The sequence below is a fragment of the Pseudomonas sp. HLMP genome, assembly GCF_046365545.1.
Classification (GTDB): Bacteria; Pseudomonadota; Gammaproteobacteria; order Pseudomonadales; family Pseudomonadaceae; genus Aquipseudomonas; species Aquipseudomonas guariconensis_B.
The window spans coordinates 402,247-426,910 of the sequence record NZ_JBDLLR010000001.1; the positions used below are offsets into that span (position 1 = coordinate 402,247).

Genomic DNA, 24,664 nt, shown 5'->3' on the forward strand with positions numbered 1-24,664 from the left:
CTTTTGGGTGTCCAGGTTGGGAGTGGATTGCACGCGGGTCCGGCGGACAGGGAAAAAACGCTGGCCATTATAAGCATTTTTAGCCTCGCCGGGGCGACCGGCCGGCCCTGGCGGCCGGATCCGACGGCGCGATATCGCTACGATTTCTCAGGAAATAGCCATGCTTGGACGCTTCGGCAGGGATGCCGGTTCACTGCTGGGGGTAGAAATTGCCTCCGACTCCGTACGAATCCTTCAATTGCACCGGCGTCGTGGGCGTCGGGTTGTGGCCGCTTGGGCCCTGGAGCCCTTCGACACGCCCTGGCGCGGTGACGCCTCCCAGGACCCGCAACCCGTGGTGGATGCATTGCGCCGGGCGCGCTTGCGCAGCGGCAGCCGACAGTGCCGGGCGGCCATCGCGTTGCCAGGCTCGGAGGTGATCTGCAAGGTCTGCCACTTGTCGGCGACCTTGTCCGCGGGGGAGATGGAGGCGCAGTTGCTCACGGATGCCGACCGCCTGTTTCCCTTTCCACTACAGGACCTGGCCCTGGATTTCCAGATCCTGGGGCCTGCGTCGGGGCAGCTTGGCCATGTGGACGTGCTGGTGGGCGCGTGCCGTCAAGGCCTGCTCGAACCGCTGGAGCAGTTGCTCGAGGATGCGGGCTTGCACGCCGAGGCGGCGGAAGTCGACAGCATCGCCCTGGGGCGCCTGTTGCCCTCGGCCAGCAGCGCGTCGACGGGGTTGCTGCGGCTCGAGACAGACAGTGCGACCCTGCATGCCTGGCCGCAGGGCGGCTTGCCGCAACGGCTGGCGCTGCGGTTCGCGCGTTCGGACTCGTGGGAGCGAAGGCTCGAGGGCATTGGCCAACTGCTGCACCATAACCTGCCTACGATCGGGGTCGAGCACCTTTGGATTGCGGCAAGCGCTCCTGCGGATGAGGGCTGGGCCGAGGCGCTGAAGGTGCGCCTGGGCATCCCCTGCGAACCCTTGGTGCCCTGCATCGACCTGGCAGCGGGAACTGACGAGGCCGCTACCCAGGCGCTGTTGCGTGACTTCTCGCCCATGGCGCTGGCGTGTGGCCTGGCGTTGGGAGGGGCGCACTGATGGTACGTCTGAATCTTTTGCCCTGGCGGGAGCGGCAACGTCGCGCGGCGGTGCGGCGATTCCAGCTCGCACTGGTGGTCAGCCTGCTGCTCGCCTTCTGTGGTGTGATGCTGCTCGATCATCTGGCCCGCCAGCGCTTGCAGCAGCAGGCACTGGCCAATGCTGGTCGACAGACGGCCGTGGAAAGCCTGGAGACGCAGTTGCAGCGAATCGCAGCCCTGCAGGAGGCGCGTGACGACATACAGGCGCAGTATGCGGCCTTGGCCGAGCTGCGGGCAGGCCAGGGGCTGGTCGTGGCGATGTTCGCGGAGTTCGAGCGGGCAATGCCCGGCGGCTTGCACCTGACTGAACTGACGCTGCAGGGTGGTCGCTTGCAGGTCGTTGGCGTGGCAGCGTCTCCCGCGGTGCTGGCCCAGCTCATGCGCGACCTGGAGCGTGCGCCTGTGTTGCAGGGCCTGGAGCTGAAGCAACTGCGCCATTTACCGCAAGGCGATGAGTTCCAGTTGGTGGCGCGTCTGTTGGCGTCCTGGTCATGATCGTGGCATCGGCGCGTGGCTGGCTGGAAGCTATCGGAACGTCCCGGGTGGCCATGGGGGCGACCCTGGTTGCGGTTTCGCTGCTGGTGATCGCCTTGGGTTGGTTGGTCCGCTTGCAGGGCTCGGATCAGGCCTACCGGCTTGGCCAGGCACGGGCACACGAACTGGATGGCATGTGGCAGGAGCGGGCGCTCCAGGCTCGCGAGCTGGCATCCGCGGAGGTGGCGCTGGCCGATGCCGAACACCAGTTGCGGGAGGCCCGCTGGCGCCTTTCGGCGGGTGTCGGCATGAGCGACCTGCTCGATGAGCTGGCGAGCTCCGGGCATGCCCATGGGCTGATCTTCGAGCAGCTCGAAGTGCTGGATGAAGTCGCGCAGGCCGGCTATCGGCAGGTGCCTTTGAAGCTCCAGGTGGTAGGGAACTATGCGGCCTTGCGTGCCTGGCTGGAGGAGTGGCTGGGCCAGGTGCGCCTGCTGCGTGTATCAGGCCTGCGGCTTGCCAGGGTGGATGAGCCGTCGGGGTTGCTGCGCCTGGACCTGGACGTGAATGCCTACCATCCAGGCCAGGTATTGCCGCCGCCGGCATCGCTGGCGGACGAGCCGGCCCGCCCAGCCGTGCAGGGCGCGCAGGCAGACCTGTTCCTGCCTTGGTCATCGCGCATGGCCTCGGGCGGCCTGGCGAGGATACCGCTGGCGCAGCTGGAGATGGTCGGCAGCCTGTCGCGGGCTGGCCAGCACCAGGCCTTGCTGTGGTCAGCCGGGCGGCTTTACCGGGTGGCGCCCGGCGACCGGTTGGGGCGGGGCGACGGCGTCGTGGTACGGGTCGACCGGCAGCAGGTCGAAGTGCGCGAGCGCCTGTTCCTCGGCGGGGCGTGGCACGAGCGGTCGACCTACCTAGCATTGAGGAAGCCTGTGGGCAAAGAGGTCAGGGATGAGCGTGAAACGGCTGTCGACGTGGGCAATGGCAGTGATGCTGCCGATTCAGGTGGCATCGGCGACGATCTACCGGGGTGAACCCCTGTCGTTGAATTTCCAGGATGTGGAAGTGCGTTCGGTGCTGCAGGTGCTGGCCGACTACGCAGGCATCAACCTGGTTGCCAGCGATGCGGTACAGGGCAACATCACCCTGCGCCTCGAGGATGTGCCCTGGGACCAGGCCCTGGACCTGGTACTGCGCAGCAAGGGGCTGGCCCGGCGCGAAGAGGGCAACGTGCTGCTGGTGGCACCGGCAGCCGAACTGGCGGAGCACTCCCGGGAGGCCCGCCTTGGCCAGGCGCTGGATGCGCAACTGCAGCCCATGCGCCGGGAGTTGTTGCCCATCCATCATGCCAAGGCCTCGGAGCTGGCCGAGCTGCTGCTGGCCACGCTCGCCGACGATGGCATCCTCACCGGGCGCGGCAGCCTGAGCGTCGATGCCCGCACCAACACCTTGGTCGTTCACCAGCCCGCCGACCGCCTCGCCGAACTGCGACAGCTGGTGGCTCAACTGGACGTGCCGGTGCGCCAAGTCCTGATCGAGGCTCGCATCGTCGAAGCCAATGTCGACTACGAGAAAAGCCTGGGCGTACGCTGGGGAGCCCCGCTCAAGGGCGAGAACGCCCGCCTGGGCAGCGACCTGTTCGTCGACCTGGGCGTGGAACGGGCGACCTCGGCCATTGGCCTGGGCCTGCTACGTGGTGGCACGTTGCTGGACCTCGAACTCAGCGCCATGGAAAAGAGCGGCAACGGCGAAATCATCTCCCAGCCCAAGGTGGTGACGGCGGACAAGGAAACCGCGCGGATCCTCAAGGGCACCGAGGTGCCCTACCAGGAAACCAGCAAGAGCGGCGCCACCTCCGTTTCGTTTCGCGAGGCATCGCTGTCGCTGGAGGTGACCCCGCAGATCACCCCGGACGGCAAGGTCATCATGACCGTGCGGGTGACCAAGGACGAGCCTGACTACGTCAATGCACTGAACGACGTGCCGCCGATCCGCAAGAACGAGGTCAATGCCAAGGTCCGGGTGACCGATGGCGAAACGATCGTGATCGGCGGGGTGTACTCGACCACGCAAAACAATGTGGTCGACAAGGTGCCATTTTTGGGCGATCTGCCGTATGTTGGACGGCTGTTTCGACGCGATGCATTACAAGAGAAAAAATCCGAGCTGCTGGTCTTCCTGACTCCGCGTATCATGAGTGACCAGGCGATTGCTGTGAGTCGTTGATTCTGTGCGAAATTTGATACTTGTGGGGCCCATGGGCGCTGGTAAGAGCACCATCGGGCGCCTGTTGGCCAAAGAGCTGCGCCTGCTGTTCAAGGATTCCGACAAGGAAATCGAGCTGCGAACCGGCGCCAACATCCCGTGGATCTTCGACAAGGAAGGCGAGCCGGGCTTTCGTGACCGCGAGCAGGCGATGATCGCCGAGCTCAGTGCGCTCGACGGCGTGGTCCTGGCGACCGGCGGTGGCGCCGTGATGCGCGAGGCCAACCGCAAGGCATTGCGTGAAGGCGGCCGGGTCATCTACCTGCACGCCTCGGTGGAGCAGCAGGTGGGGCGCACCGCCCGTGACCGTAACCGGCCGCTGCTGCGTACCGCCAACCCGGAGGCGACCCTGCGTACCCTGCTGGAGACACGCGACCCGCTTTACCGGGAGATCGCCGACCTGGTGGTGGAAACCGACGAACGGCCACCGCGCATGGTGGTGCTCGACATCCTCGAGCGCCTGCAGAAGTTGCCGCCCCGGTAAGCCGGGACTATTCTCGGCGACCAACGCCGAGGCGGGTTTCAACGTGACCGCGCGGGTCGCCTGGGCGATGCCGCGCCCTAGTACATTGTGGGGATACATGCAGACACTAAAGGTCGACCTGGGCGAACGTAGCTACCCGATCTACATTGGCGAAGGCCTGCTGGACCAGCCCGAACTGCTGGCGCCGCACATTGCTGGGCGGCAGGTTGCCATCGTCTCCAACGAAACCGTCGCGCCCCTGTATCTCGAGCGCCTGAGCCGCACGCTGGGCGCCTATTCGGTGCTGCCGGTGGTGCTGCCCGACGGCGAGGCCTACAAGAACTGGGAAACCCTGCAACTGATCTTCGACGCCCTGCTCAGCGCACGGCACGACCGCCGCACCACCGTGGTGGCCTTGGGCGGCGGTGTGATCGGCGATATGGCCGGCTTCGCCGCAGCCTGCTACCAGCGCGGCGTGGATTTCATCCAGGTGCCGACCACCCTGTTGTCCCAGGTGGACTCCTCGGTCGGCGGCAAGACCGGCATCAACCACCCGCTCGGCAAGAACATGGTCGGGGCCTTCTACCAGCCCAACGCGGTCCTGATCGACACCACCAGCCTCAAGACCCTGCCCGAGCGCGAGCTGTCGGCGGGCCTGGCGGAAGTCATCAAGTATGGCCTGATCTGCGACAAGCCTTTCCTCAGCTGGCTCGAAGAGAATATGGAGGCCCTGCGCCGCCTGGAGTCCGCCGCCCTGACCGAGGCCATCCGCCGCTCCTGCGCGGCCAAGGCCGCGGTGGTCGGTGCCGACGAGCGGGAGTCGGGGGTGCGTGCGACCCTGAACCTTGGCCATACCTTCGGCCATGCCATCGAGACCCACATGGGCTACGGCGTCTGGCTGCATGGCGAGGCCGTGGCGGCAGGTACCGTCATGGCCCTGGAGATGTCCATGCGCCTGGGCTGGATCGACCAGCCGGCGCGCGATCGCGGAATTCGCCTGCTGCAGGCGGCAGGCTTGCCGGTGGTGCCACCACAGGAAATGACCCCGGCGCATTTCATGGAGCACATGGCGGTCGACAAGAAGGTGCTCGACGGTCGCCTGCGCCTGGTGCTGCTGCGCCAGTTGGGGGAAGCCGTGGTCACCGACGACTATCCGAAAGAGATCCTTCAGGCCACGTTGGCGGCGGATTACCGCGCGATCGTGGCCCAGCTTTGAGGTTGTGACAGCGCGATGACCAGTTTGCATGCCGATGAGGCGTTTCTCGACCACTACCAGTTGAACCATGACCCGTTCGCACCGCGCGTGCCCGGTTTCAAGTTCTTCCCCGCCCAACGCAAGCCGGTGCTGGGCCAGTTGCATCACCTGGCGCGCTACAGCCAGCTGATGCTGGTGGTCACCGGCCCCCTGGGCAGTGGCAAGACCCTGCTGCGCCAGGCCCTGGTGGCCAGCACCAACAAACAGTCGGTGCAGAGCGTGGTGGTGTCCGCCCGTGGCGCGGGCGATGCTGCCAGCGTGCTCGGCCAGGTAGCTCAGGCGCTCGACGTGGCCCATGCCGAGGTCCAGGCGATCCTCGCCCAGGTGGTGCAACTGGCGCTGACCGGCCAGGAAGTCTATCTGCTGGTGGACGATGCGGAACAACTCGACGACTCGGCACTCCAAGCCTTGCTGGAACTGGCGGCAGGTGTCCCGGAAGGGCGTCCGCACGTGTTCCTGTTCGGCGAGCCGTCACTGATCGCTGGGTTGGAGGGGCTCGATGTCGGTGGGGAGCGTTTCCACGTCATCGAGCTTGCCCCCTACAGTGAAGAAGAGACCCGCGAATACCTGGAGCAGCGCCTGGAAGGCGCGGGCCGGGGCATCGAGGTGTTCACCCGCGAACAGATCGTCGATATCCATGAAAACTCCGACGGCTGGCCTGGCACCATCAACCAGGTTGCCCGCGATACCTTGATCGAAGCCATGATCGCCAGCCGCAGTACGGCCAAGCGACCATCCATGGGGTTCAATATGCCTAAGAAACACGTGCTCGCGCTGTCTGCTGTCGTCGTGGTCGCCGTGGCCGCCGCGGTGCTGATGCCCAAGAAGGGAGACAAGGCACCTGCCGAGGAACCTGTGGCCCAGGCCCAGTTGCCGCTGGGAGAGGGCCAGCCCGGCAATGGCGGCCCGGCGATCGAATTCTCCGGTTCCTCCCAGCCCACGCCGTTGCCGCTGGTCGGCCAGTCGCAACCGGTGATGCGCGAGCCGCTGGCCCAGGCGGCAGGCATGGGGGATGGCGAAGAAGGCGGCCCGGCCGGCAACACCGCATTGCAGCCTGGCAACCCGCCGACCGTGACCACCACCGCGCCGCCTCAGGGCGTACCGGCCGGCCCGGCGCCGACCCAGGCACTGCCGACCACCAGCGCGCCCACCCAGCCGGTCGCGGTTGCACCTGCGCAGAAGCCTGTCGCCACCCAGCCGGCCAAGCCGGTTGCGCCTGCCAAGCCGGCCCCGGCACCGACCCAGGTCGCCAGCGCCAAGCCGGCCGCCGGTGGTGTCGGTAACAGTAGCTGGTACGCTGGCCAGAAACCGGGCAACTACGTGGTACAGATCCTCGGTACCAGCTCCGAAGCGTCGGCCCAGGCCTTCGTCAAGGCCCAGGGTGGCGACTATCGCTACTTCCGCAAAACCCTGCAGGGCAAGCCACTCTACGTGGTCACCTATGGCAATTTCGCCAACCGCGATGCAGCGGTTGCGGCAATCAAGAACTTGCCAGCCAAGGTCCAGGCTGGTAAACCTTGGCCTCGAACCGTCGGCAGCGTCCAACAAGAGCTCGCCGCGGCCCGCTGATACCTGCCGGGCGGCATCACCCCGCCGCCCAGTTGCTGAGCGACTCCTGAACTTCGTCTAGCCTGCTGTGCTCTCGCGCGGCAGGCTTTTCTGTCCCGAACTGCCGGCCACAAGCCTCACTTGCAGTCAGGGCTGAAACGCTTCAGACTCGAGCCAAGCCGCTATCACGGCGCATGGTGCAAAAACATTCAAAAATGCGACATGAATTTTCAATGAAACGTCTTGAAAATTTGTGAGCTTCGCTGTCGCTGTGCAACAATGGTTTCCCATTGCCCACCGCAAAAAGCTGGCATTCGATCGGCGTGGATGGTAAGTGGTTGTACTAAAAAGAGATTTGCCTTGGTTGAGAGGCGAACCTGGTGAGAAAGTGTCTATGAAAACAGGTCTGTACCATCCCGAAGAATTCAAGGACAACTGTGGTTTCGGACTGATTGCCCATATGACGGGCGAGGCGAGCCACCATCTTCTGCAAACCGCCATGCAGGCGCTGACCTGCATGACCCACCGCGGCGGGATCAACGCCGACGGCAAGACCGGCGACGGTTGCGGCCTGCTCATGCAGAAGCCCGACCAGTTCCTGCGTGCCGTTGCCCAGGAACATTTCGCCACCGAACTGCCCGGGCAGTACGCCGTCGGCATGGTGTTCTTCAACCAGGACCCGGTGAAGGCCGAAGCGGCCCGCGCCAACATGGATCGTGAGATTCTCGCGGCCGGCCTGAAGTTGGTTGGCTGGCGCAAGGTGCCGATCGACACTCGCGTGCTCGGCCGCCTGGCCCTGGAGCGCCTGCCGCAGATCGAACAGGTGTTCATCGGTGGCGAAGGCCTGAGCGACCAGGAGTTCGCCATCAAGCTGTTCAGTGCCCGTCGTCGTTCGTCCGTGGCCAACGCCCACGACGCCGACCACTACATCTGCAGCTTCTCGCACAAGACCATCATCTACAAAGGCCTGATGATGCCGGCGGACCTCGCCGCCTTCTATCCCGACCTGGGTGACGAGCGCCTGAAGACCGCGATCTGCGTGTTCCACCAGCGCTTCTCCACCAACACCCTGCCGAAGTGGCCGCTGGCGCAGCCGTTCCGCTTCCTCGCCCACAACGGCGAGATCAACACCATCACCGGCAACCGCAACTGGGCCATGGCCCGTCGCACCAAGTTCGCCAACGACCTGATTCCCGACCTCGAGGCACTCGGCCCACTGGTCAACCGCGTCGGCTCCGACTCTTCGAGCATGGACAACATGCTCGAGCTGATGGTCACCGGCGGCATCGACCTGTTCCGGGGCGTGCGCATGCTGGTGCCGCCGGCCTGGCAGAACGTCGAGACCATGGACGCCGACCTGCGTGCGTTCTACGAATACAACTCCATGCACATGGAGCCCTGGGACGGCCCGGCCGGCATCGTCATGACCGAAGGCCGCCACGCAGTCTGCCTGCTCGACCGCAACGGCCTGCGCCCGGCACGCTGGGTCACCACCCGCAATGGCTACATCACCCTGGCCTCGGAAATCGGCGTGTGGGACTACAAGCCCGAGGACGTCCTGGCCAAGGGCCGTGTCGGCCCGGGCCAGATCTTCGCCGTGGACACCGAGACCGGCCAGATCCTCGATACCGACGCCATCGACAACCGTCTCAAGTCGCGCCACCCCTACAAGCGCTGGCTGCGCCAGCACGCCTTGCGCATCCAGGCGACCCTGAGCGACGACCAGGGCGTGGCCAGCTACGACGCCGACCAGCTCAAGCAGTACATGAAAATGTTCCAGGTCACCTTCGAAGAGCGTGACCAGGTCCTGCGTCCGCTTGGCGAGCAGGGCCAGGAAGCGGTCGGCTCCATGGGCGACGACACGCCGATGGCCGTGCTGTCCCAGCGCGTGCGTTCGCCGTACGACTTCTTCCGCCAGCAGTTCGCCCAGGTGACCAACCCACCGATCGACCCGCTGCGTGAAGCGATCGTCATGTCCCTGGAGATCTGCCTGGGCGCCGAGCGCAACATCTTCCAGGAGTCCCCCGAGCACGCCTCGCGGGTGATCCTCAGCTCGCCGGTCATCTCGCCCGCCAAGTGGCGCTCGCTGATGAACCTGGAGCGCGAAGGCTTCGAGCGCCAGCTGATCGACCTCAACTATGAAGAGAGCGTCGGCCTGGAAGCGGCCATCCGCAACATCGCCGACCAGGCCGAAGAGGCCGTGCGCGCCGGCAAGACCCAGCTGGTGCTGAGCGACCGCTACATCGCCCCGGGCAAGCTGCCGGTGCATGCCTCCCTGGCCGTCGGTGCGGTGCACCACCGCCTGACCGAGCAGGGCCTGCGCTGCGACAGCAACATCCTGGTGGAAACCGCCACCGCCCGCGACCCGCACCACTTCGCCGTGCTGCTGGGCTTCGGTGCCTCGGCTGTCTACCCGTACCTGTCCTACGAAGTGCTGGCCGACCTGATCCGCACCGGCGAGGTGCTGGGCGACCTGGACGAAGTGTTCAAGTACTACCGCAAGGGCATCTCCAAGGGCCTGTTGAAGATCCTGTCGAAGATGGGCATCTCGACCATCGCCTCCTACCGCGGCGCCCAGCTGTTCGAAGCCGTGGGCCTGGCCGAGGAAGTGGTCGACCTCAGTTTCAAGGGTGTGTCCAGCCGCATCAAGGGCGCGCGTTTCGTCGACCTGGAAAACGACCAGAAGCTGCTCGCCGCCGAAGCCTGGAGCGCGCGCAAGCCGATCCAGCAGGGTGGCCTGCTCAAGTTCGTCCACGGCGGCGAGTACCACGCCTACAATCCGGACGTGGTCAACACCCTGCAGGCCGCCGTGCAGAAGGGCGACTACGCCAAGTTCAAGGAATACACCACGCTGGTCGACCAGCGTCCGGTGTCGATGATCCGCGACCTGTTGAACGTGAAGGTGGCCGAGCAGCCGCTGGCTCTGGAGCAGGTCGAGCCGCTGGAGGACATCCTCAAGCGCTTCGACTCCGCCGGTATTTCCCTCGGCGCCCTGTCGCCGGAAGCCCATGAGGCCCTGGCCGAGGCGATGAACCGCCTGGGTGCCCGCTCCAACTCCGGTGAGGGCGGCGAGGACCCGGCGCGCTACGGCACCATCAAGAGCTCGAAGATCAAGCAGGTGGCCACCGGCCGCTTCGGCGTCACCCCGGAATACCTGGTCAACGCCGAAGTGCTGCAGATCAAGGTGGCCCAGGGCGCCAAGCCTGGCGAGGGCGGCCAGCTGCCAGGCGGCAAGGTCAACGGCCTGATTGCTCGCCTGCGCTATGCGGTGCCGGGCGTGACCCTGATCTCGCCACCGCCGCACCATGACATCTACTCGATCGAAGACCTGGCCCAGCTGATCTACGACCTCAAGCAGGTCAACCCGCAGGCGCTGGTGTCGGTCAAGCTGGTGGCCGAGGCCGGCGTCGGCACCATCGCCGCTGGCGTGGCCAAGGCCTATGCCGACCTGATCACCATTTCCGGCTACGACGGCGGTACCGGCGCTTCGCCGCTGACCTCGATCAAGTACGCCGGCGCGCCCTGGGAGCTGGGCCTGGCCGAGACTCACCAGACCCTGCGCGGCAACGACCTGCGCGGCAAGGTGCGGGTACAGACCGACGGCGGCCTGAAGACCGGCCTGGACGTGATCAAGGCCGCGATCCTCGGCGCCGAAAGCTTCGGCTTCGGCACCGCGCCGATGATCGCCCTGGGCTGCAAGTACCTGCGCATCTGCCACCTGAACAACTGCGCCACCGGCGTGGCCACCCAGAACGACAAGCTGCGCAAGGATCACTACATCGGTACCGTCGACATGGTGGTGAACTTCTTCACCTTCATCGCCGAGGAGACCCGCGAGTGGCTGGCCAAGCTGGGCGTGCGCAGCCTCGGCGAGCTGATCGGCCGCACCGACCTGCTCGAAGTGCTGCCGGGCGACACCGAGCGCCAGCAGTACCTGGACCTGTCGCCGCTGTTGGGCAGCTCGCACATCCCGGCCGACAAGCCGCAGTTCTGCGAAGTCGACAAGAACCCGCCGTTCGACAAGGGCGAACTGGCCGAGAAGATGGTCGAGATGGCCCTGCCGGCGATCCGCGACCTGTCCGGTGGCGAGTTCGAGCTCGACATCTGCAACTGCGACCGCTCCATCGGCGCGCGCATCTCCGGCGAGATCGCCCGCTTGCACGGCAACCAGGGCATGGCCGGGGCGCCGATCACCTTCCGCTTCAAGGGCACCGCGGGGCAGAGCTTCGGCGTGTGGAACGCCGGTGGCCTGAACCTGCACCTGGAAGGCGACGCCAACGACTATGTCGGCAAAGGCATGACCGGCGGCAAGCTGACCATCGTGCCGCCTGCCGGCAGCCCGTTCGAAACCCAGCACAGCGCCATCGTCGGCAACACCTGCCTGTACGGTGCCACCGGCGGCAAGCTGTTCGCTGCCGGTACCGCGGGCGAGCGCTTCGCTGTGCGTAACTCCGGCGCCCACGCTGTGGTCGAGGGCACCGGCGATCACTGTTGTGAATACATGACCGGCGGCTTTGTCTGCGTCCTGGGCAAGACCGGTTACAACTTCGGTTCTGGCATGACTGGCGGCTTTGCCTACGTGCTCGACATGGACAATACCTTCGTCGACAAGCTCAACCACGAGCTGGTGGAAATCCAGCGTATCAGTGGCGAAGCGATGGAGGCCTACCGCAGCCACCTGGCGCGGGTCCTTGCCGAATACGTGGAAGAGACCGGCAGCGAGTGGGGGCGTGAGCTCTCGGAGAACCTGGACGACTACGTGCGGCGCTTCTGGCTGGTCAAGCCGAAGGCGGCCAACCTGAAGCAACTGCTGTCCAGCACCCGTGCCAACCCGCAGTAACAACAGCTGCAAGTGGCAAGCCTCACGCTGCACGCAAAAGCAGTACGAGGTTTGCCCGGCTTAAGTGATCGTCTTGCGGCTTGCAGCGTGTAGCTTGCGGCTGCTGTTAAGAGGTTTTGAAAAATGGCTGAACGTCTGAACAACGACTTCCAGTTCATCGAGGTGGGGCGCAAGGACCCGAAGAAGAAGCTGCTGCGCCAGCGCAAGAAGGAGTTCGTCGAGATCTACGAACCCTTCAAGCCGCAGCAGTCCGTGGAGCAGGCGCACCGCTGCCTGGGCTGCGGTAACCCGTACTGCGAATGGAAGTGCCCGGTGCACAACTTCATCCCCAACTGGTTGAAGCTGGTTTCCGAAGGCAACATCCTGGCCGCGGCGGAGCTGTCGCACCAGACCAACACCCTGCCGGAAGTGTGTGGCCGGGTCTGCCCGCAGGACCGCCTGTGCGAGGGTGCCTGCACCCTGAACGACGGTTTCGGCGCGGTGACCATCGGTTCGGTGGAGAAGTACATCACCGACACCGCCTTCGCCATGGGCTGGCGCCCGGACATGTCCAAGGTCAAGCCAACCGGCAAGCGTGTCGCGATCATCGGCGCGGGCCCGGCGGGCCTGGGCTGTGCCGACGTGCTGGTGCGCGCCGGGGTGACCCCGGTGGTGTTCGACCGTAACCCGGAGATCGGCGGCCTGCTGACCTTCGGCATCCCCGAGTTCAAGCTGGAGAAGACCGTGCTGGCCAACCGCCGCGAAGTCTTCGGCGGCATGGGCATCGAGTTCCGCCTGAACACCGAGGTGGGCAAGGACGTCACCATGGAGCAACTGCTCGCCGAGTACGATGCAGTGTTCATGGGCATGGGTACCTACACCTACATGAAGGGCGGTTTCCCGGGCGAGGACCTGCCGGGCGTGCACGACGCGCTGGACTTCTTGATCGCCAACGTCAACCGCAACCTGGGCTTCGAGAAGTCGCCGGAAGATTTCGTCGACATGCAGGGCAAGAAGGTGGTGGTACTCGGCGGTGGCGACACCGCGATGGACTGCAACCGCACCTCGATCCGCCAGGGCGCCAAGTCGGTCACCTGCGCCTATCGCCGTGACGAGGCCAACATGCCGGGCTCGCGCCGCGAGGTGAAGAACGCCAAGGAAGAGGGCGTGAAGTTCCTCTACAACCGCCAGCCCATCGCCATCGTCGGCGAGGACAAGGTCGAAGGCGTCAAGGTGGTCGAGACCCGCCTGGGCGAGCCGGACGCCCGTGGCCGCCGCAGCCCCGAGCCGATCCCCGGCTCCGAGGAGATCCTGCCGGCCGATGCCGTGGTCATCGCCTTCGGCTTCCGCCCGAGCCCGGCGCCGTGGTTCGAGCAGTTCGGCATCCAGACCGACAACCAGGGCCGCGTGGTGGCGCCGGAGAAGGGCAAGTTCAAGCACCAGACCAGCAACCCGAAGGTGTTCGCCGGTGGCGACATGGTGCGCGGGTCGGACCTGGTGGTGACGGCGATCTTCGAAGGGCGTACCGCCGCTGAAGGTATCCTGGACTACCTCGAAGTCTGATCGATCCTAGGGGACGCAACGCGGCCCCTAGGATTGTTCAACCCAGATTGGCCGTGCTCTTGTATACAAAAATGCTTGATCCACGGCATCCAATAGACAAAACGCATGGTCCTGGCCGTGCCTTTTGTGCTGGCCTCTGAGAAAATGCCCGCACTTTTTTGCTGGATGCCGACATGACTGCCCTGAAGAACGATCGTTTCCTGCGTGCACTGCTCAAGCAACCCGTAGATGTCACCCCCGTCTGGATGATGCGCCAGGCCGGCCGCTACCTCCCGGAATACCGCGCCAGCCGCGCCAAGGCCGGGGACTTCATGAGCCTGTGCATGAACCCGCAGTTCGCCTGCGAGGTCACCTTGCAGCCGCTGGACCGCTACCCGCTGGATGCGGCGATCCTCTTCTCGGACATCCTCACCATCCCCGACGCCATGGGCCAGGGCCTGTACTTCGAAACCGGCGAAGGCCCGCGCTTCAAGAAGGTCATCAGTACGCCGGCCGACATCGAGGCGCTGCCGATCCCTGATCCGCAGAAGGACCTGGGCTACGTCATGGATGCGGTCAGCACCATCCGCCGCGAGCTGAATGGCCGCGTGCCGCTGATCGGCTTCTCCGGCAGCCCCTGGACCCTGGCCACCTACATGGTCGAAGGCGGTTCTTCCAAGGACTTCCGCAAGACCAAGGCGATGCTCTACGACAACCCCGAGGCCCTGCACCTGCTGCTGGACAAGCTGGCCCAGTCGGTCACCAGCTACCTCAACGGCCAGATCCAGGCCGGTGCCCAGGCCGTGCAGATCTTCGACACCTGGGGTGGCAACCTGTCGGCGGCGGCCTACCAAGCATTTTCCCTGGCCTACATGCGCAAGATCGTCAGTGGCCTGATCCGTGAGCACGAAGGCCGCAAGGTGCCGGTGATCCTGTTCACCAAGAACGGCGGCCTGTGGCTGGAAAGCATCGCCGAAGCTGGTGCCGATGCCTTGGGCCTGGACTGGACCTGCGAGATCGGCGATGCCCGTCGCCGGGTCGGCGACAAGGTCGCCCTGCAGGGCAACATGGACCCGACCGTGCTGTACGCCAGGCCCGAAGCGATCCGCAAGGAAGTGGCGCGGATCCTGGAAAGCTACGGCCACGGCAGCGGCCATGTATTCAACCTAGGCCATGGCATCACGCCAGAGGTCGATCCGGAGCACGCCGGCGTGTTCATCAACGCCGTGCACGAGTTGTCGGCGCGCTATCACGCATGACTTGGGCCGGGGCCGCACAGCGGCCCCGAGCTGTCGCATTAAGTTTCAATTCAGTGATCGTCGCTAATCTGGTCCCATCGAAACCGAAACAGGACCCGATTCCCATGAAAACCCGTTACCTTGCCCTGATCCTCGCCCCGCTGCTGAGCACCACCGCCCTGGCCGCCGGTTACACCGGCCCGGGTGCCCAGCCGGTGACCACCGTTGCCGCCGCCAACGATGCCGCTGACGACACCCCGGTGGTGCTGCAGGGGTTCGTGACCAAGAAGATCAACAACGACGACAAGTACGAGTTCAAGGACAGCACCGGCACCATCACCGTTGAGATCGACGACGAAGACCTGCCGTCGACGCCGTTCGACGAGAAGACCAAGGTCAAGCTGACGGGCGAGGTGGAAAAGCATCTGATGAGCCGCGAGGTGGATGTGGATATCGTCGAGATCGTCAACTGATCGCGCAAAAGGGGCCACTTCGCGCCCCATTCGCGGGCAAGCCCGCTCCCACACGGCCTTGCGAATCACATCATTTGTGATCGACGCGGACCCTGTGGGAGCGGGCTTGCCCGCGAATGGGCTGCGAAGCAGCCCCCTTGCTCAGGCCGTCTTGGCCGGCAAGCGACTCAGGTGCAACGCCACCAGTAGCGCCACCGCCAGCAAGCTGCCGATGAACAGCCCGATCCCGTTCCACCCGGCCTGGTGCCAGAACACCCCGCCCGCCGTCCCGGCAACGCTCGACCCGGCGTAATAGCAGAACAGGTACAGCGAAGATGCCTGCCCCTTGGCCTTCAAGGCCCGGCGGCCAATCCAGCTGCTGGCCACCGAATGGGCGCCGAAGAAGCCGAAGGTGAACACCAGCATGCCGAGGATCACCATCGCCAGCGGGCTGGCCAGGGTCATCAGCAGCCCACCCGCCATCACCACGATACTGGCCCAGAAGACCTTGCGCCGGCCTAGCCGGTCGGCCAGGGCGCCCACCTGGGCGGAACTGTAGATACCCGACAGGTAGACCACCGAAAGCAGGCCGACCAGCGCCTGGTTCATGTGGTAAGGCTCGGCGAGCAGGCGATAGCCGATGTAGTTGAACAGGGTGACGAAGGCCCCCATCAGCAAGAACGCCTCGAGGAACAGCCAGGGCAGGCCGGCATCGCGCAGGTGCACGACGAAGCCATCCAGCAGGCTGCGCGGGTTCAGCGCCTGGGGGCGGAAGTTGCGTGACTCGGGCAGCACCTTCCAGAACACCAGCGCCGCCACCAGGGCCAGGCCGCCGATGGTCAGCATCGCCGTGTGCCAGCTGACGAAGTCGATCAACACGCCGGTGATCAACCGCCCGCTCATGCCGCCGATGGCATTGCCGCCGATGTACAGCCCCATGGCCAGGCCGATGTGTTGCGGGTGGATCTCTTCGCTCAGGTAGGTCATCGCCACCGCCGCCAGGCCGCTCAGGGCCAGCCCCACCAGCGCGCGGGTCGCCAGCACCCCTTCCCAGGTCGGCATCACCGCGCTGGCCAGGGTCGCCAGGGCGGCGCAGAGCAGGGCGCAGACCATCACCGGCTTGCGCCCGATACGGTCGGAGATCGGCCCGGTGACCAGCAGGCCGAAGGCCAGCGTGGCGGTGGACACCGATAGCACCAGGCTGCTCTGCGCCGCATTGATGGCGAATTCCTGCGACAACAGCGGCATCATCGGCTGCACGCAGTAGAGCAGGGCGAAGGTGGCGAAACCGCCGCTGAACAGGGCCAACACGGTCTTCATGAAGGCCGGGGTGCCTTTCTCGATCCAGGTGTCGTCCAGCGCGGGCGTGGCGGGTTCAGGTTCGGCGGGGAGCGGGGCTACGGCTGTTTTCACGATCGGGGTACCTCGGGCGCGCAGGCCGGTATTGCGATGGAAAAAGCATATAGCTGGCTAATGATTAGATCCAATATATTATTCGACCTATTTAAGACGTTTGGCGACTTGTCTGGAGTCGATCATGGAGCTGCGCCATCTACGCTATTTCATCGCCGTGGCCGAGGAGCTGCATTTCGGCCGGGCCGCCCAGCAACTGGGCATCTCGCAGCCGCCGCTGAGCCAGCAGATCCTGGCGTTGGAGCAGGAGCTGGGCGCGCGGTTGTTCGAGCGTACCAACCGTCGGGTCGAGCTGAGCGAAGCGGGGCGGCTGTTCCTCGAGGAGGCCCGCCAGGTCCTGGCCCAGGTGGAAAGGGCCGCCGACGTGGCACGGCGCGCGCAACTGGGTGAGCTGGGCGAGATGAAGATCGGCTTCACCTCCTCGGCGCCCTTCACCTCGAAGATCCCCAAGGCCATCCATGCCTTCCGCCAGCGCTTTGCGGCGGTGCACCTGAACCTCAAGGAAATGAGCAGCCGCGAAGTGGCGGATGCGGTATTCGACGAGTCCATCGAGGTCGGGCTGATGCGCCCCATGCCCTTGCCAGATGGCTTGGTGGCCACCGAGCTGTTTCGCGAGCCGCTGGTGGCGGTGCTCAACGCCTCGCATCCGCTGGCTGTGAGCCGCGAGCAGGGGGTGTACATGGCCGACTTGGCGCCTGAACCGTTCGTGTTTTTCCCGCGCAGCTATGGCAGCGGGCTGCATGCGCAGTTGCTGAGCCTGGCGCGGCAGGCCGGCTTCAGCCCGCATTTCGCCCAGGAGGCGGGCGAGGCGATGACCATCATCGGCCTGGTATCGGCGGGGCTGGGGGTGTCGGTGTTGCCGGCGTCGTTCCAGCGTATGCGCATCGAAGGGGTGGTGTATCGGCTGCTGCTGGACGAGGAGGCAACGACGGCGGTGTGGCTGGTGCAGCGCAGTGGCGCGGGCTCAGCGATGGCCAAGGCCTTTGCCGAATTGCTCACCGGCACAGGCTTTCAGTAGCCAGCGTGCCGGTGATCGACGCGGGTCTGGGTCAGTCGACGCGAGCCAGGTCGCCCTTGAGGGCAACGCCAGCGATCACGGCACCGGCATGGCACTCATAGGTCGCAGGGTCCTTGCGCTCGTTCTTCTTGTAGTAGCTGGCGATATTGGTCACGGCGTTGGCATTGGCCTTGCGCGCGGCGTCCTGCAAGGTCAGCAGCGCTGACTGCAATGCCCACTCACAGGCCGCCTCGTCGCTCTTGTTGAACGCGTTGGTCTTTTTGTTGGTGACTGCATTGGGGCTGATCACCTTGACCTTTCCACGTGGCTGCACGCCGGCCAGGTAGAACTTCACCGAACCATCGAGCTTCTTCTCGGCCAGCATTTGCTGCACGACCTTCTCGAACGGCAGGTATAGCGCCGTGTCACGGGCCTGGCTGAGGCCGGGCAGGGCACAGAGCAACAGGGCGGTGGTGGCGGTCCAGGTCTTCAGACGCATGGGATCGTTCCTCGATCAGTTGTGGAGGGTTGCAGTGCCCTGCTGTTGCAGGATGTTCTGGGTGGCCAGAAGGTTCAGCTCGCGCAGGATGCTGCGGTCGAGGTTGTAGACCCAGCGGTTGTAGTTGCGGTGGATCTTGCCGTTCTTGTAGCCCAGCTCGCGGCTGTCGCGGTAGGCGATGCGGAACTGGCTGGTGCTGTAGTGGATATCCACCGCGGCGAAGAAGGTGTTGCGTACGGTGATGTCGGCCTGGATCAGGTTGGGGCCGACGTTGCGTGCGGTCCAGCCTCGATCGGCGATGGCCTTGAGGATCGCCAGCTGCACCTGTGCCTGGCTGTAGCCGTGATTGGCGGCCAGTTGTTCCGCCGGGTTCATCACAGGCTTCGAGGTGCAGCCGGTCAGCGCGGTCAACGCCAGGCCCAGGGCCGCGGCGCGGATCAGTGAAGACATTCCTTGCTCTCCAGTAGGGTGGTATTTCAAGGCCAGCGGCGGAAGATCAACGAGGTGTTGACCCCGCCGAAGGCGAAGTTGTTGTTCATGACGTACTCGCGGCTCATGGCGCGGAACTCTCCTTGCAGGTAGTCCAGCTCGCCGCAGCGTGGGTCGATGTGATCGAGGTTGAGGGTGTGCACGTAGCGGTCGCTGTTCATCATCTCGATGCTGAACCACGATTCCAGCGCGCCGCAGGCCCCCAAGGTGTGGCCGAGGAAGCTCTTCTGCGAACTGATCGGCATGCGCGGGCCGAACAGGCTGCTGGTGGCCAGGGTCTCGGCGATGTCACCTTGTTCGGTAGCGGTGCCATGGCCGTTGACGTAGCCGATGGACTCGGGGGCAAGGCCTGCGTCCTCCAACGCCAGCTCCATGGCCCGGCGCATGGTGGCTTGTTCCGGACGGGTAGTGTGCTGACCGTCGGCATTGCTGCCGAAGCCGACGATTTCGGCGTGGATGCGTGCCCCGCGGGCCAAGGCGTGTTCGAGCTCTTCGAGCACCAGCATGCCGCCGCCCTCGCCGATCACCAGGCCGTCGCGGCCACTGTCATAGGGGCGGGGGCTCAGGTGCGGGGTGTCGTTCTTCAGGCTGGTGGCATACAAGGCGTCGAAGACCATGGCCTCGGTGGGGCACAGCTCCTCGGCTCCGCCCGCGAGCATCATCGGCAAGCGACCGTACTTGATCGCTTCGTAGGCATAGCCGATACCCTGGCTGCCGCTGGTGCAGGCGCTGGAGGTCGGGATCAGGCGCCCGGTCAGGCCAAAGAAGATGCTGATGTTGGCCGCAGTGGTGTGCGGCATCATGCGCACATAGGAGTTGGCGTTGAGCCCGTCGGCCACCGAGTTCAGCAGCATGTTGCCGAAGGCCTTGATTTCGTCGGTGCTGCCGGTCGAAGAACCACAGGCCACCCCCATGCGCCCGTCGCGGATGCTCGGGTCGTCGAGCAGGCCGGCATCGGCCAGGGCGCGCTCGGCGGCAGCCACCGCCAGGCGCGAGACGCGGCCCATGCTACGCAATTGCTTGCGGGTCCAGTGGCCAGGCACGTTGAAATCATCGATGGGCCCGGCCAGGCGAGTGTTGAGCTCCTCGAAGCGATCCCACTCGTCCATGCGCCGGATACCGCTGCGCTGGTTGGCGAAATGCCCGGCGATGGTTGCCCAGTCGTTGCCCAGGGCGGTAAGGCCGGCCATGCCGGTGACCACGACGCGGCGCATCAGCACAACCCCCCGTTGACCGCCAATACCTGGCGGGTGATGTAGGCCGCCTCCGGCGACATCAGGAAGTTCACCGCACTTGCTACTTCTTCTGGCGTACCCATGCGCCCGGCCGGGATCATCTTCAGCAGTTCTTCGACCGGTACGTGTTCGTCGAGCATCGCCGTGTCTATCAGCCCGGGAGCGACGCAATTGACGGTGATGCGGCGTTTGCCCAACTCTATCGCCAGGGCCTTGGCGGCGCCGATCAGGCCGGCCTTGGAGGCGCTGTAGTTGACCTGGCCGCGGTTGCCGATCAGCCCCGAGACCGAGGTGATGCAAACGATACGGCCCGGTGCTCGGCGGCGGATCATCGGCATCGTCAGCGGCTGCAGGACGTTGTAGAAACCATCCAGGTTGGTGCGCATGACCTGGTCCCAGTCCTCGTCGGTCAGCGCGGGGAAGGCGCCGTCACGGGTCAGCCCGGCGTTGCATACCACCCCGTAGTAAGCGCCGTGGGTGTCCACGTCGCTTTCCAGGATGGCCCGGCAGGCGGCGCGGTCGGCGACGTCGAACTGCAACACCCGCGCCTGTTGGCCCAGCCCCCGGACTTCGCTGGCGACGGCCTCTGCCTCGGTACGACCGCTGCGGCAGTGCAGAACCAGGTCGAAGCCTGCGCGGGCCAGGCGCAGGGCGATGGCTCGGCCGATGCCCCGGCTCGAACCGGTGACCAGGATGGTATCAGTCATGGGGTGACTCCTCTGGGCCTGCTTCAGCCAGGTAACTGGCCGCTTGCGGCGGGCGATAGACATTCAGGCGGGCCGTGGCGTAGATGCCGGGGGCGCGCAGGTGGCATTCGAACACACCCATGCCGTTCTCGTCTTCCAGTGAGCGCAAGGCGTGGATGTGCAGCTCGGTGCCTGCCGGGAAGTGCTCGACGTCACATTCGTACTTGCGGGTACCGAGCAGGAAACCCAGCGCCACTGGCTGGCCTTGGCGGCGTGCACGGCAACCGGCATAGGCGGCAACGCTCTGTGCCATCAACTCGATGCCGAGCCAGGCTGGCAGGCTGCCGTCGGCACGGTTGAACAGGCCGCCGGGGCGAACGGTGGCGCGGGTGTGTATCTGCTCTTCATCGCAGTTGTCGACCTGGTCGATCAAGATCATGTCGCCGGCGTGAGGCAGCAGCTCGGCCAATGGCCAGGGGATCATGGGACGTCTCCGAGAATCAGGCTGACGTTGTTGCCGCCGAAGGCGAACGAATTGCTCATCAATCGACGTGGGCTTCGCGTGCTCAGGCACTGGCCTGCCCTGGTCAGCGACAGGGCCGGCAATTGCGGATCGGCCTGGCCATCCCAGACATGCGGCGCCAGCAGGCCCATCGGGTTGTGCTCGCTCAGGCTCAACCAACAGAATGCCGCCTCCAGTGCGCCCGCGGCGCCAAGGGTGTGGCCTGTCATGGGCTTGCTCGAGGAACACGGCAGTGCGGAACCGAACAGCTCATGCACTGCCAGGCTTTCCATGGCGTCGTTATGGGGGGTGGCGGTGCCATGCAGGTTCAGGTAGTCGATTTGCCCTGGCACGAGGCCAGCATTGTCCAAGGCTTTGCGCATGGTCTGCAAGGCACCTTTGCCGGTTGGGTCCGGCGCCGAGATGTGATGTGCATCGGAGCCGGCCCCCGTGCCGAGCAGGGCGATGGACGGGCCTGCGGGGTTACGTTCGCGAGTCATCAGGAACAGCGCCGCGCCTTCACCGATGTTGATGCCGTTGCGGTTCACCGAGAACGGATTGCAGCGATGGTCGCTGAGCGCTTCCAAGGCGCTGAAGCCGTTGAGGGTCAGGCCGCAGAGGCTGTCGACACCGCCGCACAGAACCGCGTCGCAAAGGCCCAGGTCGAGCAGCCGGCGCGCACTCGACAGGGCACGCCCACTGGACGTGCAGGCCGTGGAAATCACGTAGGCCGGGCCGCTTAGTTGTAGCCAGTCGGCAAGGAAGTTCGCGGGGGCGCTGAGTTCCTGTTGGTCGTAGCGGTAGCGCTCGGGAAAGTGCTGGGTCTTGAGGTACTCGGCAATGCCATCGCTGGCCTCGGCGATGCCCGAGGTGCTGGTGCCCAGAATCACCGCAACCCGACCGGCGCCATGGCGGTCGATGGCCTGGCGGATGGCCGGCTCGATCTGCAGGGCGGCGCTGTACAGCAGTTGGTTGTTGCGGCTGTGCTGCCCTGGCAGGGGGACTGCCGGGAGCTCGCCTGTCACCGCGCCGACCGGTGGGCTGCGCTCGGCGATCCAGCCCTCTTGGGGCTGCATGCCGGAGCAATCTCCCGCGAACAGATGGGCGGCGACTTCGGCTTGGCCACGGCCTAGGGCACAGACCAGGCCCAAGGCATTGAGGTAGGCGGTCATGGCGTATTCTCGCTGGGCAGTGGGCTGATTAGATAGCGCAGGCCTTGGCCGAGGTTCAAGTCGAAGGTGTCGGCCGCCCGATAGGTGACCTGCCAACGGTCGCCCAACCAGCGCAACTCGCCCTGCTGATGTGCTTGCGGATAGAGCTGTGGCAATTGCCCGGACGGTGTCAGGGCGAACAGCACGGCAGCGAACAGTTCGCGGGCTTGCGGGTTGGGTGGCAACAGGCCGTCGGCCTGCCAGTGTTCACCTTCGAGCAGTTGGCGGGCCAGGGGGATGCCTAGCAGGTCGAGCAGCGACCAGCGCAATCGGCCTTCCTCGCGCTGGATCACCAGCAGCCAGTCCTGGCGCTGCCCGGCCTGCTCGCGCTCGACGTGCAATTGCCGCGGCAGATCCAGCTGCGGTAGCTGCGTAGGCAGCGGCGGGCGTGCGGCACAGGCGCCGAGCAGCAGGCACAGGATGATTGCCAGCAGGTACTTCACGGATGCTCCAGGGGCTTGCGTGCCACTACGTTGACCAGGGTCTCTTCTCGTTGGCCAACGGGCGGCGGCTTGCGCAGGCCGAGGCGTTCGAGCAGGCCGAAGTCTTTGGCCCGGCTCCACCACAGGTAGGGGTACGAGATGTTGTGCGAGGCGAATTCGAACCCTTGATCGCGCAGCATCCGCAGGTATTGCTCGGCGCTCTTCTGCACGTGCATGGGGTGACGGAACAACCAGCGAATCACCCAGGTGTCGATGTACGCCTCGGTAGATTCGGCGAATAGCAGGTAACCGCCGGGCTTGAGCACCCGGTAGAACTCGGCCAGGGCTTGTTCCTGTTCCACCAGGTGGTGGAAGGTCTGGTGGCAGAACAGGATGTCGATGCTGGCATCGGCGAACTGCAATCGAGCGCAGTCGCTGCCACGCAGTTCCACGTCGAGTCCCAGGCGTTCTGCCTCCGCCGCGCTGAGCTCGAGGCTGTGCGGGTCGGCATCGGTGCCGAGCAGCCGCGACGGCGCGAACACCTGCTGCAGGTGCTTGAACGATTTGCCCTGGCCACAGCCGGCGTCGAGCAGTACCGGTGCCTGCGGCGGCTCGTCGTCGAACAGGCAGCGCAGGTCGTTGATGGCCACTCGCAGCACATGATGCTGCCAGGTGTGGCTGCGCAGGAACCAGAAGCCGAAGCGGGTCTCTTCGACGTAGGTGTCGCTGAGGAACGGTTGCTGGCTCATGCCGGCGCCCTCGCGCACAGTTCGGCCAAGGTCTGCAGGCGGCGCCTGGGCTCGACGACGAACGGATTGCGCAGGTCCCAGGCATAGCCGGCGAGGATCGAACTGATCATGGCGCGGATCTCAGGTGAGCTGCCGGGGTGGTGGATCACGTCCTGGAAGCTGCCGTCGTACCAGCCTTCGACATAGGCGCGGAAGGTATCGATGCCACGCTTGAGCGGTTCGGCGAAGTCCCGCTGCCAGTCCACCGCCTCGCCTTGCAGCTGGCGGTGCAGTAGGCCGGCGGCCATGCTGGCCGAACGCATGGCAATGGTCACGCCCGAGGAAAACACCGGGTCGAGGAACTCGGCGGCATTGCCCAGCAGCGCGAAGCCCTTGCCGTGCAGGGCCTTGACGTTGGCCGAGTAGCCGCCGATGGCGCGCGCCGGGGTGTCCCAGACGGCGTTGGCCAGCACCTTGGACAGGCTGGGGGCCTGGGCCACGAAGTGCTTGAGGCAGGCGTCCAGGTCGCCGGGCGCGTCGGCGAAGCGCTCGGTAGCGGCAACGACCCCTAGCGAGGTGCGGCCATCGCTGAACGGGATGGTCCAGAACCAGATGTCGCGGTGTTCGGGGTGGGTGGTGATGAGGATCTTGTCGCGGTCGAAGCCTGGGTGGTCGATGCGGTCCTCGATATGGGTGAACACGGCCTGGCGCACTGGGAAGTTCGACGGCGCCTCCAGGTCGAGCAGCCGTGGCAGCACACGGCCATAGCCGCTCGCGTCGAGCACGAAGCTGGCATGCACGGGGTACTCGCTGCCGTCGGCACGGCGTACCTGCAGGTACGGTCGTTCCCCATCCATATCGGCGCTGACGATTTCATGCTCGTAGCGGATTTCCACGCCTTGCGCTTCGGCCTGGTCGGCCAGCAGTTGGTCGAAGCGTGCCCGCTGTACCTGGAAGGTGGTCGGCCGGCCTTTGCTGAAGGTCTGGCCAAAGTCGAAGTCGGTGTACGCCTCACCCCAGGCGAAGGCAGCGCCGTTTTTCAGTTGGAAACCTGCCGCCTGGAGGGCATCGAGCATGCCGGCCTCCTCGACGAAGTCGATGCAGTGCGACAACAGGCTTTCGCCGATCGAGAAGCGCGGAAACCGCTGGCGCTCGAGGACCAGCACGTCGTGCCCCCGACGTTTGAGCAGGGTGGCGGCGATAGCACCGGATGGGCCGGCGCCAATCACCACCACGGGGTGATGTTGCAGTTCAGGGTTCGGCATGAGGCCTCCTTGCCGGTGGAGCAGTTGTCAGGCTGG

At 65.4% G+C, this 24,664-nt stretch carries 22 protein-coding genes; 12 read left to right on the plus strand and 10 right to left on the minus strand.

Features of this window, described 5'->3' with window-relative positions:
* Window positions 1-160 precede the first annotated feature (160 nt).
* The 11 genes from pilM (at window position 161) to ABFA30_RS02080 (ending at window position 15,202) form a co-directional block, all read left to right on the plus strand.
* On the plus strand, window positions 161-1,084 hold the full coding sequence (gene pilM, locus ABFA30_RS02030; RefSeq protein ID WP_410045106.1) for a type IV pilus biogenesis protein PilM: 924 nt from the start codon (window positions 161-163) through the stop codon (window positions 1,082-1,084).
* Window positions 1,084-1,620, plus strand: coding sequence for a PilN domain-containing protein (locus tag ABFA30_RS02035; protein ID WP_225787536.1), 537 nt, complete (start codon window positions 1,084-1,086; stop codon window positions 1,618-1,620). Before pilM ends, ABFA30_RS02035 begins: the two co-directional genes overlap by 1 nt.
* The gene (locus tag ABFA30_RS02040; protein ID WP_225787535.1) at window positions 1,617-2,633 is read left to right on the plus strand and encodes a pilus assembly protein PilP; all 1,017 of its coding nucleotides are present in this window, start codon (window positions 1,617-1,619) and stop codon (window positions 2,631-2,633) included. The genes ABFA30_RS02035 and ABFA30_RS02040 overlap by 4 nt, the downstream gene beginning before the upstream one ends.
* On the plus strand, window positions 2,581-3,825 hold the full coding sequence (locus ABFA30_RS02045) for a type IV pilus secretin PilQ (RefSeq protein ID WP_253079873.1): 1,245 nt from the start codon (window positions 2,581-2,583) through the stop codon (window positions 3,823-3,825). Before ABFA30_RS02040 ends, ABFA30_RS02045 begins: the two co-directional genes overlap by 53 nt.
* Before the next feature lie 4 nt (window positions 3,826-3,829).
* Complete coding sequence (gene aroK, locus ABFA30_RS02050; RefSeq protein ID WP_225787533.1) at window positions 3,830-4,348, plus strand: shikimate kinase AroK; 519 nt, start codon at window positions 3,830-3,832, stop codon at window positions 4,346-4,348.
* A gap of 97 nt (window positions 4,349-4,445) precedes the next feature.
* The gene (gene aroB / locus ABFA30_RS02055; RefSeq protein WP_225787532.1) at window positions 4,446-5,543 is read left to right on the plus strand and encodes a 3-dehydroquinate synthase; all 1,098 of its coding nucleotides are present in this window, start codon (window positions 4,446-4,448) and stop codon (window positions 5,541-5,543) included.
* A gap of 15 nt (window positions 5,544-5,558) precedes the next feature.
* Window positions 5,559-7,151, plus strand: a complete 1,593-nt coding sequence (locus ABFA30_RS02060; RefSeq protein WP_253079864.1) for an SPOR domain-containing protein — start codon at window positions 5,559-5,561, stop codon at window positions 7,149-7,151.
* Between the two features lie 373 nt (window positions 7,152-7,524).
* Window positions 7,525-11,970, plus strand: a complete 4,446-nt coding sequence (gene gltB / locus ABFA30_RS02065) for a glutamate synthase large subunit (protein ID WP_225787530.1) — start codon at window positions 7,525-7,527, stop codon at window positions 11,968-11,970.
* Window positions 11,971-12,093: 123 nt separating this feature from the next.
* A complete protein-coding gene (locus tag ABFA30_RS02070) occupies window positions 12,094-13,512 on the plus strand; it encodes an FAD-dependent oxidoreductase (RefSeq protein WP_225787529.1) in 1,419 nt (472 codons plus the stop codon).
* A 173-nt stretch (window positions 13,513-13,685) separates the two neighbouring features.
* A complete protein-coding gene (gene hemE / locus ABFA30_RS02075; protein WP_225787528.1) occupies window positions 13,686-14,750 on the plus strand; it encodes a uroporphyrinogen decarboxylase in 1,065 nt (354 codons plus the stop codon).
* 104 nt (window positions 14,751-14,854) lie between these two features.
* The gene (locus tag ABFA30_RS02080; RefSeq protein ID WP_225787527.1) at window positions 14,855-15,202 is read left to right on the plus strand and encodes a YgiW/YdeI family stress tolerance OB fold protein; all 348 of its coding nucleotides are present in this window, start codon (window positions 14,855-14,857) and stop codon (window positions 15,200-15,202) included.
* A 141-nt stretch (window positions 15,203-15,343) separates the two neighbouring features.
* On the opposite strand, the gene ABFA30_RS02085 is transcribed toward ABFA30_RS02080, so the two are convergent.
* Window positions 15,344-16,501 (minus strand): MFS transporter, encoded by a 1,158-nt coding sequence (locus tag ABFA30_RS02085; protein ID WP_253079874.1) that lies wholly within the window; start codon window positions 16,499-16,501, stop codon window positions 15,344-15,346.
* A 217-nt stretch (window positions 16,502-16,718) separates the two neighbouring features.
* Between ABFA30_RS02085 and ABFA30_RS02090 the strand changes: the two genes are divergently transcribed.
* A complete protein-coding gene (locus tag ABFA30_RS02090) occupies window positions 16,719-17,612 on the plus strand; it encodes a LysR substrate-binding domain-containing protein (protein ID WP_410045107.1) in 894 nt (297 codons plus the stop codon).
* A 31-nt stretch (window positions 17,613-17,643) separates the two neighbouring features.
* On the opposite strand, the gene ABFA30_RS02095 is transcribed toward ABFA30_RS02090, so the two are convergent.
* From ABFA30_RS02095 to ABFA30_RS02135, 9 genes are read right to left on the minus strand one after another with little or no spacing between them, the layout of a single operon-like run.
* A complete protein-coding gene (locus ABFA30_RS02095) occupies window positions 17,644-18,090 on the minus strand; it encodes an excinuclease (RefSeq protein ID WP_253079865.1) in 447 nt (148 codons plus the stop codon).
* 15 nt (window positions 18,091-18,105) lie between these two features.
* Window positions 18,106-18,540 carry a hypothetical protein gene (locus ABFA30_RS02100; RefSeq protein ID WP_225787523.1) on the minus strand — a complete coding sequence of 145 codons (435 nt, stop codon included), beginning with the start codon at window positions 18,538-18,540 and terminating at the stop codon, window positions 18,106-18,108.
* A gap of 26 nt (window positions 18,541-18,566) precedes the next feature.
* Complete coding sequence (locus ABFA30_RS02105) at window positions 18,567-19,793, minus strand: beta-ketoacyl-ACP synthase (RefSeq protein ID WP_225787522.1); 1,227 nt, start codon at window positions 19,791-19,793, stop codon at window positions 18,567-18,569.
* Window positions 19,793-20,521 carry a 3-oxoacyl-ACP reductase FabG gene (gene fabG, locus ABFA30_RS02110; RefSeq protein WP_225787521.1) on the minus strand — a complete coding sequence of 243 codons (729 nt, stop codon included), beginning with the start codon at window positions 20,519-20,521 and terminating at the stop codon, window positions 19,793-19,795. Before fabG ends, ABFA30_RS02105 begins: the two co-directional genes overlap by 1 nt.
* Window positions 20,514-20,984, minus strand: coding sequence for a hotdog family protein (locus ABFA30_RS02115; RefSeq protein ID WP_225787520.1), 471 nt, complete (start codon window positions 20,982-20,984; stop codon window positions 20,514-20,516). Before ABFA30_RS02115 ends, fabG begins: the two co-directional genes overlap by 8 nt.
* Window positions 20,981-22,174, minus strand: a complete 1,194-nt coding sequence (locus ABFA30_RS02120; RefSeq protein WP_225787519.1) for a beta-ketoacyl-[acyl-carrier-protein] synthase family protein — start codon at window positions 22,172-22,174, stop codon at window positions 20,981-20,983. The genes ABFA30_RS02115 and ABFA30_RS02120 overlap by 4 nt, the downstream gene beginning before the upstream one ends.
* Entirely contained in the window at window positions 22,171-22,656 is a 486-nt protein-coding gene (locus ABFA30_RS02125) for a hypothetical protein (RefSeq protein ID WP_253090987.1), read from the minus strand. The genes ABFA30_RS02120 and ABFA30_RS02125 overlap by 4 nt, the downstream gene beginning before the upstream one ends.
* Window positions 22,653-23,384, minus strand: coding sequence for a class I SAM-dependent methyltransferase (locus ABFA30_RS02130; RefSeq protein WP_225787517.1), 732 nt, complete (start codon window positions 23,382-23,384; stop codon window positions 22,653-22,655). The genes ABFA30_RS02125 and ABFA30_RS02130 overlap by 4 nt, the downstream gene beginning before the upstream one ends.
* Complete coding sequence (locus ABFA30_RS02135; protein ID WP_368815405.1) at window positions 23,381-24,628, minus strand: NAD(P)/FAD-dependent oxidoreductase; 1,248 nt, start codon at window positions 24,626-24,628, stop codon at window positions 23,381-23,383. Before ABFA30_RS02135 ends, ABFA30_RS02130 begins: the two co-directional genes overlap by 4 nt.
* Between the last annotated feature and the right edge of the window lie 36 nt (window positions 24,629-24,664).

Coding starts and splice junctions, on each gene's coding strand:
- pilM (WP_410045106.1), top strand. CDS start 161: ATGCTTGGACGCTTCGGCAGGGATGCCGGTTCACTGCTGGGGGTAGAA.
- ABFA30_RS02035 (WP_225787536.1), top strand. CDS start 1,084: ATGGTACGTCTGAATCTTTTGCCCTGGCGGGAGCGGCAACGTCGCGCG.
- ABFA30_RS02040 (WP_225787535.1), top strand. CDS start 1,617: ATGATCGTGGCATCGGCGCGTGGCTGGCTGGAAGCTATCGGAACGTCC.
- ABFA30_RS02045 (WP_253079873.1), top strand. CDS start 2,581: ATGGCAGTGATGCTGCCGATTCAGGTGGCATCGGCGACGATCTACCGG.
- aroB (WP_225787532.1), top strand. CDS start 4,446: ATGCAGACACTAAAGGTCGACCTGGGCGAACGTAGCTACCCGATCTAC.
- ABFA30_RS02060 (WP_253079864.1), top strand. CDS start 5,559: ATGACCAGTTTGCATGCCGATGAGGCGTTTCTCGACCACTACCAGTTG.
- gltB (WP_225787530.1), top strand. CDS start 7,525: ATGAAAACAGGTCTGTACCATCCCGAAGAATTCAAGGACAACTGTGGT.
- ABFA30_RS02070 (WP_225787529.1), top strand. CDS start 12,094: ATGGCTGAACGTCTGAACAACGACTTCCAGTTCATCGAGGTGGGGCGC.
- hemE (WP_225787528.1), top strand. CDS start 13,686: ATGACTGCCCTGAAGAACGATCGTTTCCTGCGTGCACTGCTCAAGCAA.
- ABFA30_RS02080 (WP_225787527.1), top strand. CDS start 14,855: ATGAAAACCCGTTACCTTGCCCTGATCCTCGCCCCGCTGCTGAGCACC.
- ABFA30_RS02085 (WP_253079874.1), bottom strand. CDS start 16,501: ATGAAGACCGTGTTGGCCCTGTTCAGCGGCGGTTTCGCCACCTTCGCC.
- ABFA30_RS02090 (WP_410045107.1), top strand. CDS start 16,719: ATGGAGCTGCGCCATCTACGCTATTTCATCGCCGTGGCCGAGGAGCTG.
- ABFA30_RS02095 (WP_253079865.1), bottom strand. CDS start 18,090: ATGCGTCTGAAGACCTGGACCGCCACCACCGCCCTGTTGCTCTGTGCC.
- ABFA30_RS02100 (WP_225787523.1), bottom strand. CDS start 18,540: ATGTCTTCACTGATCCGCGCCGCGGCCCTGGGCCTGGCGTTGACCGCG.
- ABFA30_RS02105 (WP_225787522.1), bottom strand. CDS start 19,793: ATGCGCCGCGTCGTGGTCACCGGCATGGCCGGCCTTACCGCCCTGGGC.
- fabG (WP_225787521.1), bottom strand. CDS start 20,521: ATGACTGATACCATCCTGGTCACCGGTTCGAGCCGGGGCATCGGCCGA.
- ABFA30_RS02115 (WP_225787520.1), bottom strand. CDS start 20,984: ATGATCCCCTGGCCATTGGCCGAGCTGCTGCCTCACGCCGGCGACATG.
- ABFA30_RS02120 (WP_225787519.1), bottom strand. CDS start 22,174: ATGACCGCCTACCTCAATGCCTTGGGCCTGGTCTGTGCCCTAGGCCGT.
- ABFA30_RS02130 (WP_225787517.1), bottom strand. CDS start 23,384: ATGAGCCAGCAACCGTTCCTCAGCGACACCTACGTCGAAGAGACCCGC.
- ABFA30_RS02135 (WP_368815405.1), bottom strand. CDS start 24,628: ATGCCGAACCCTGAACTGCAACATCACCCCGTGGTGGTGATTGGCGCC.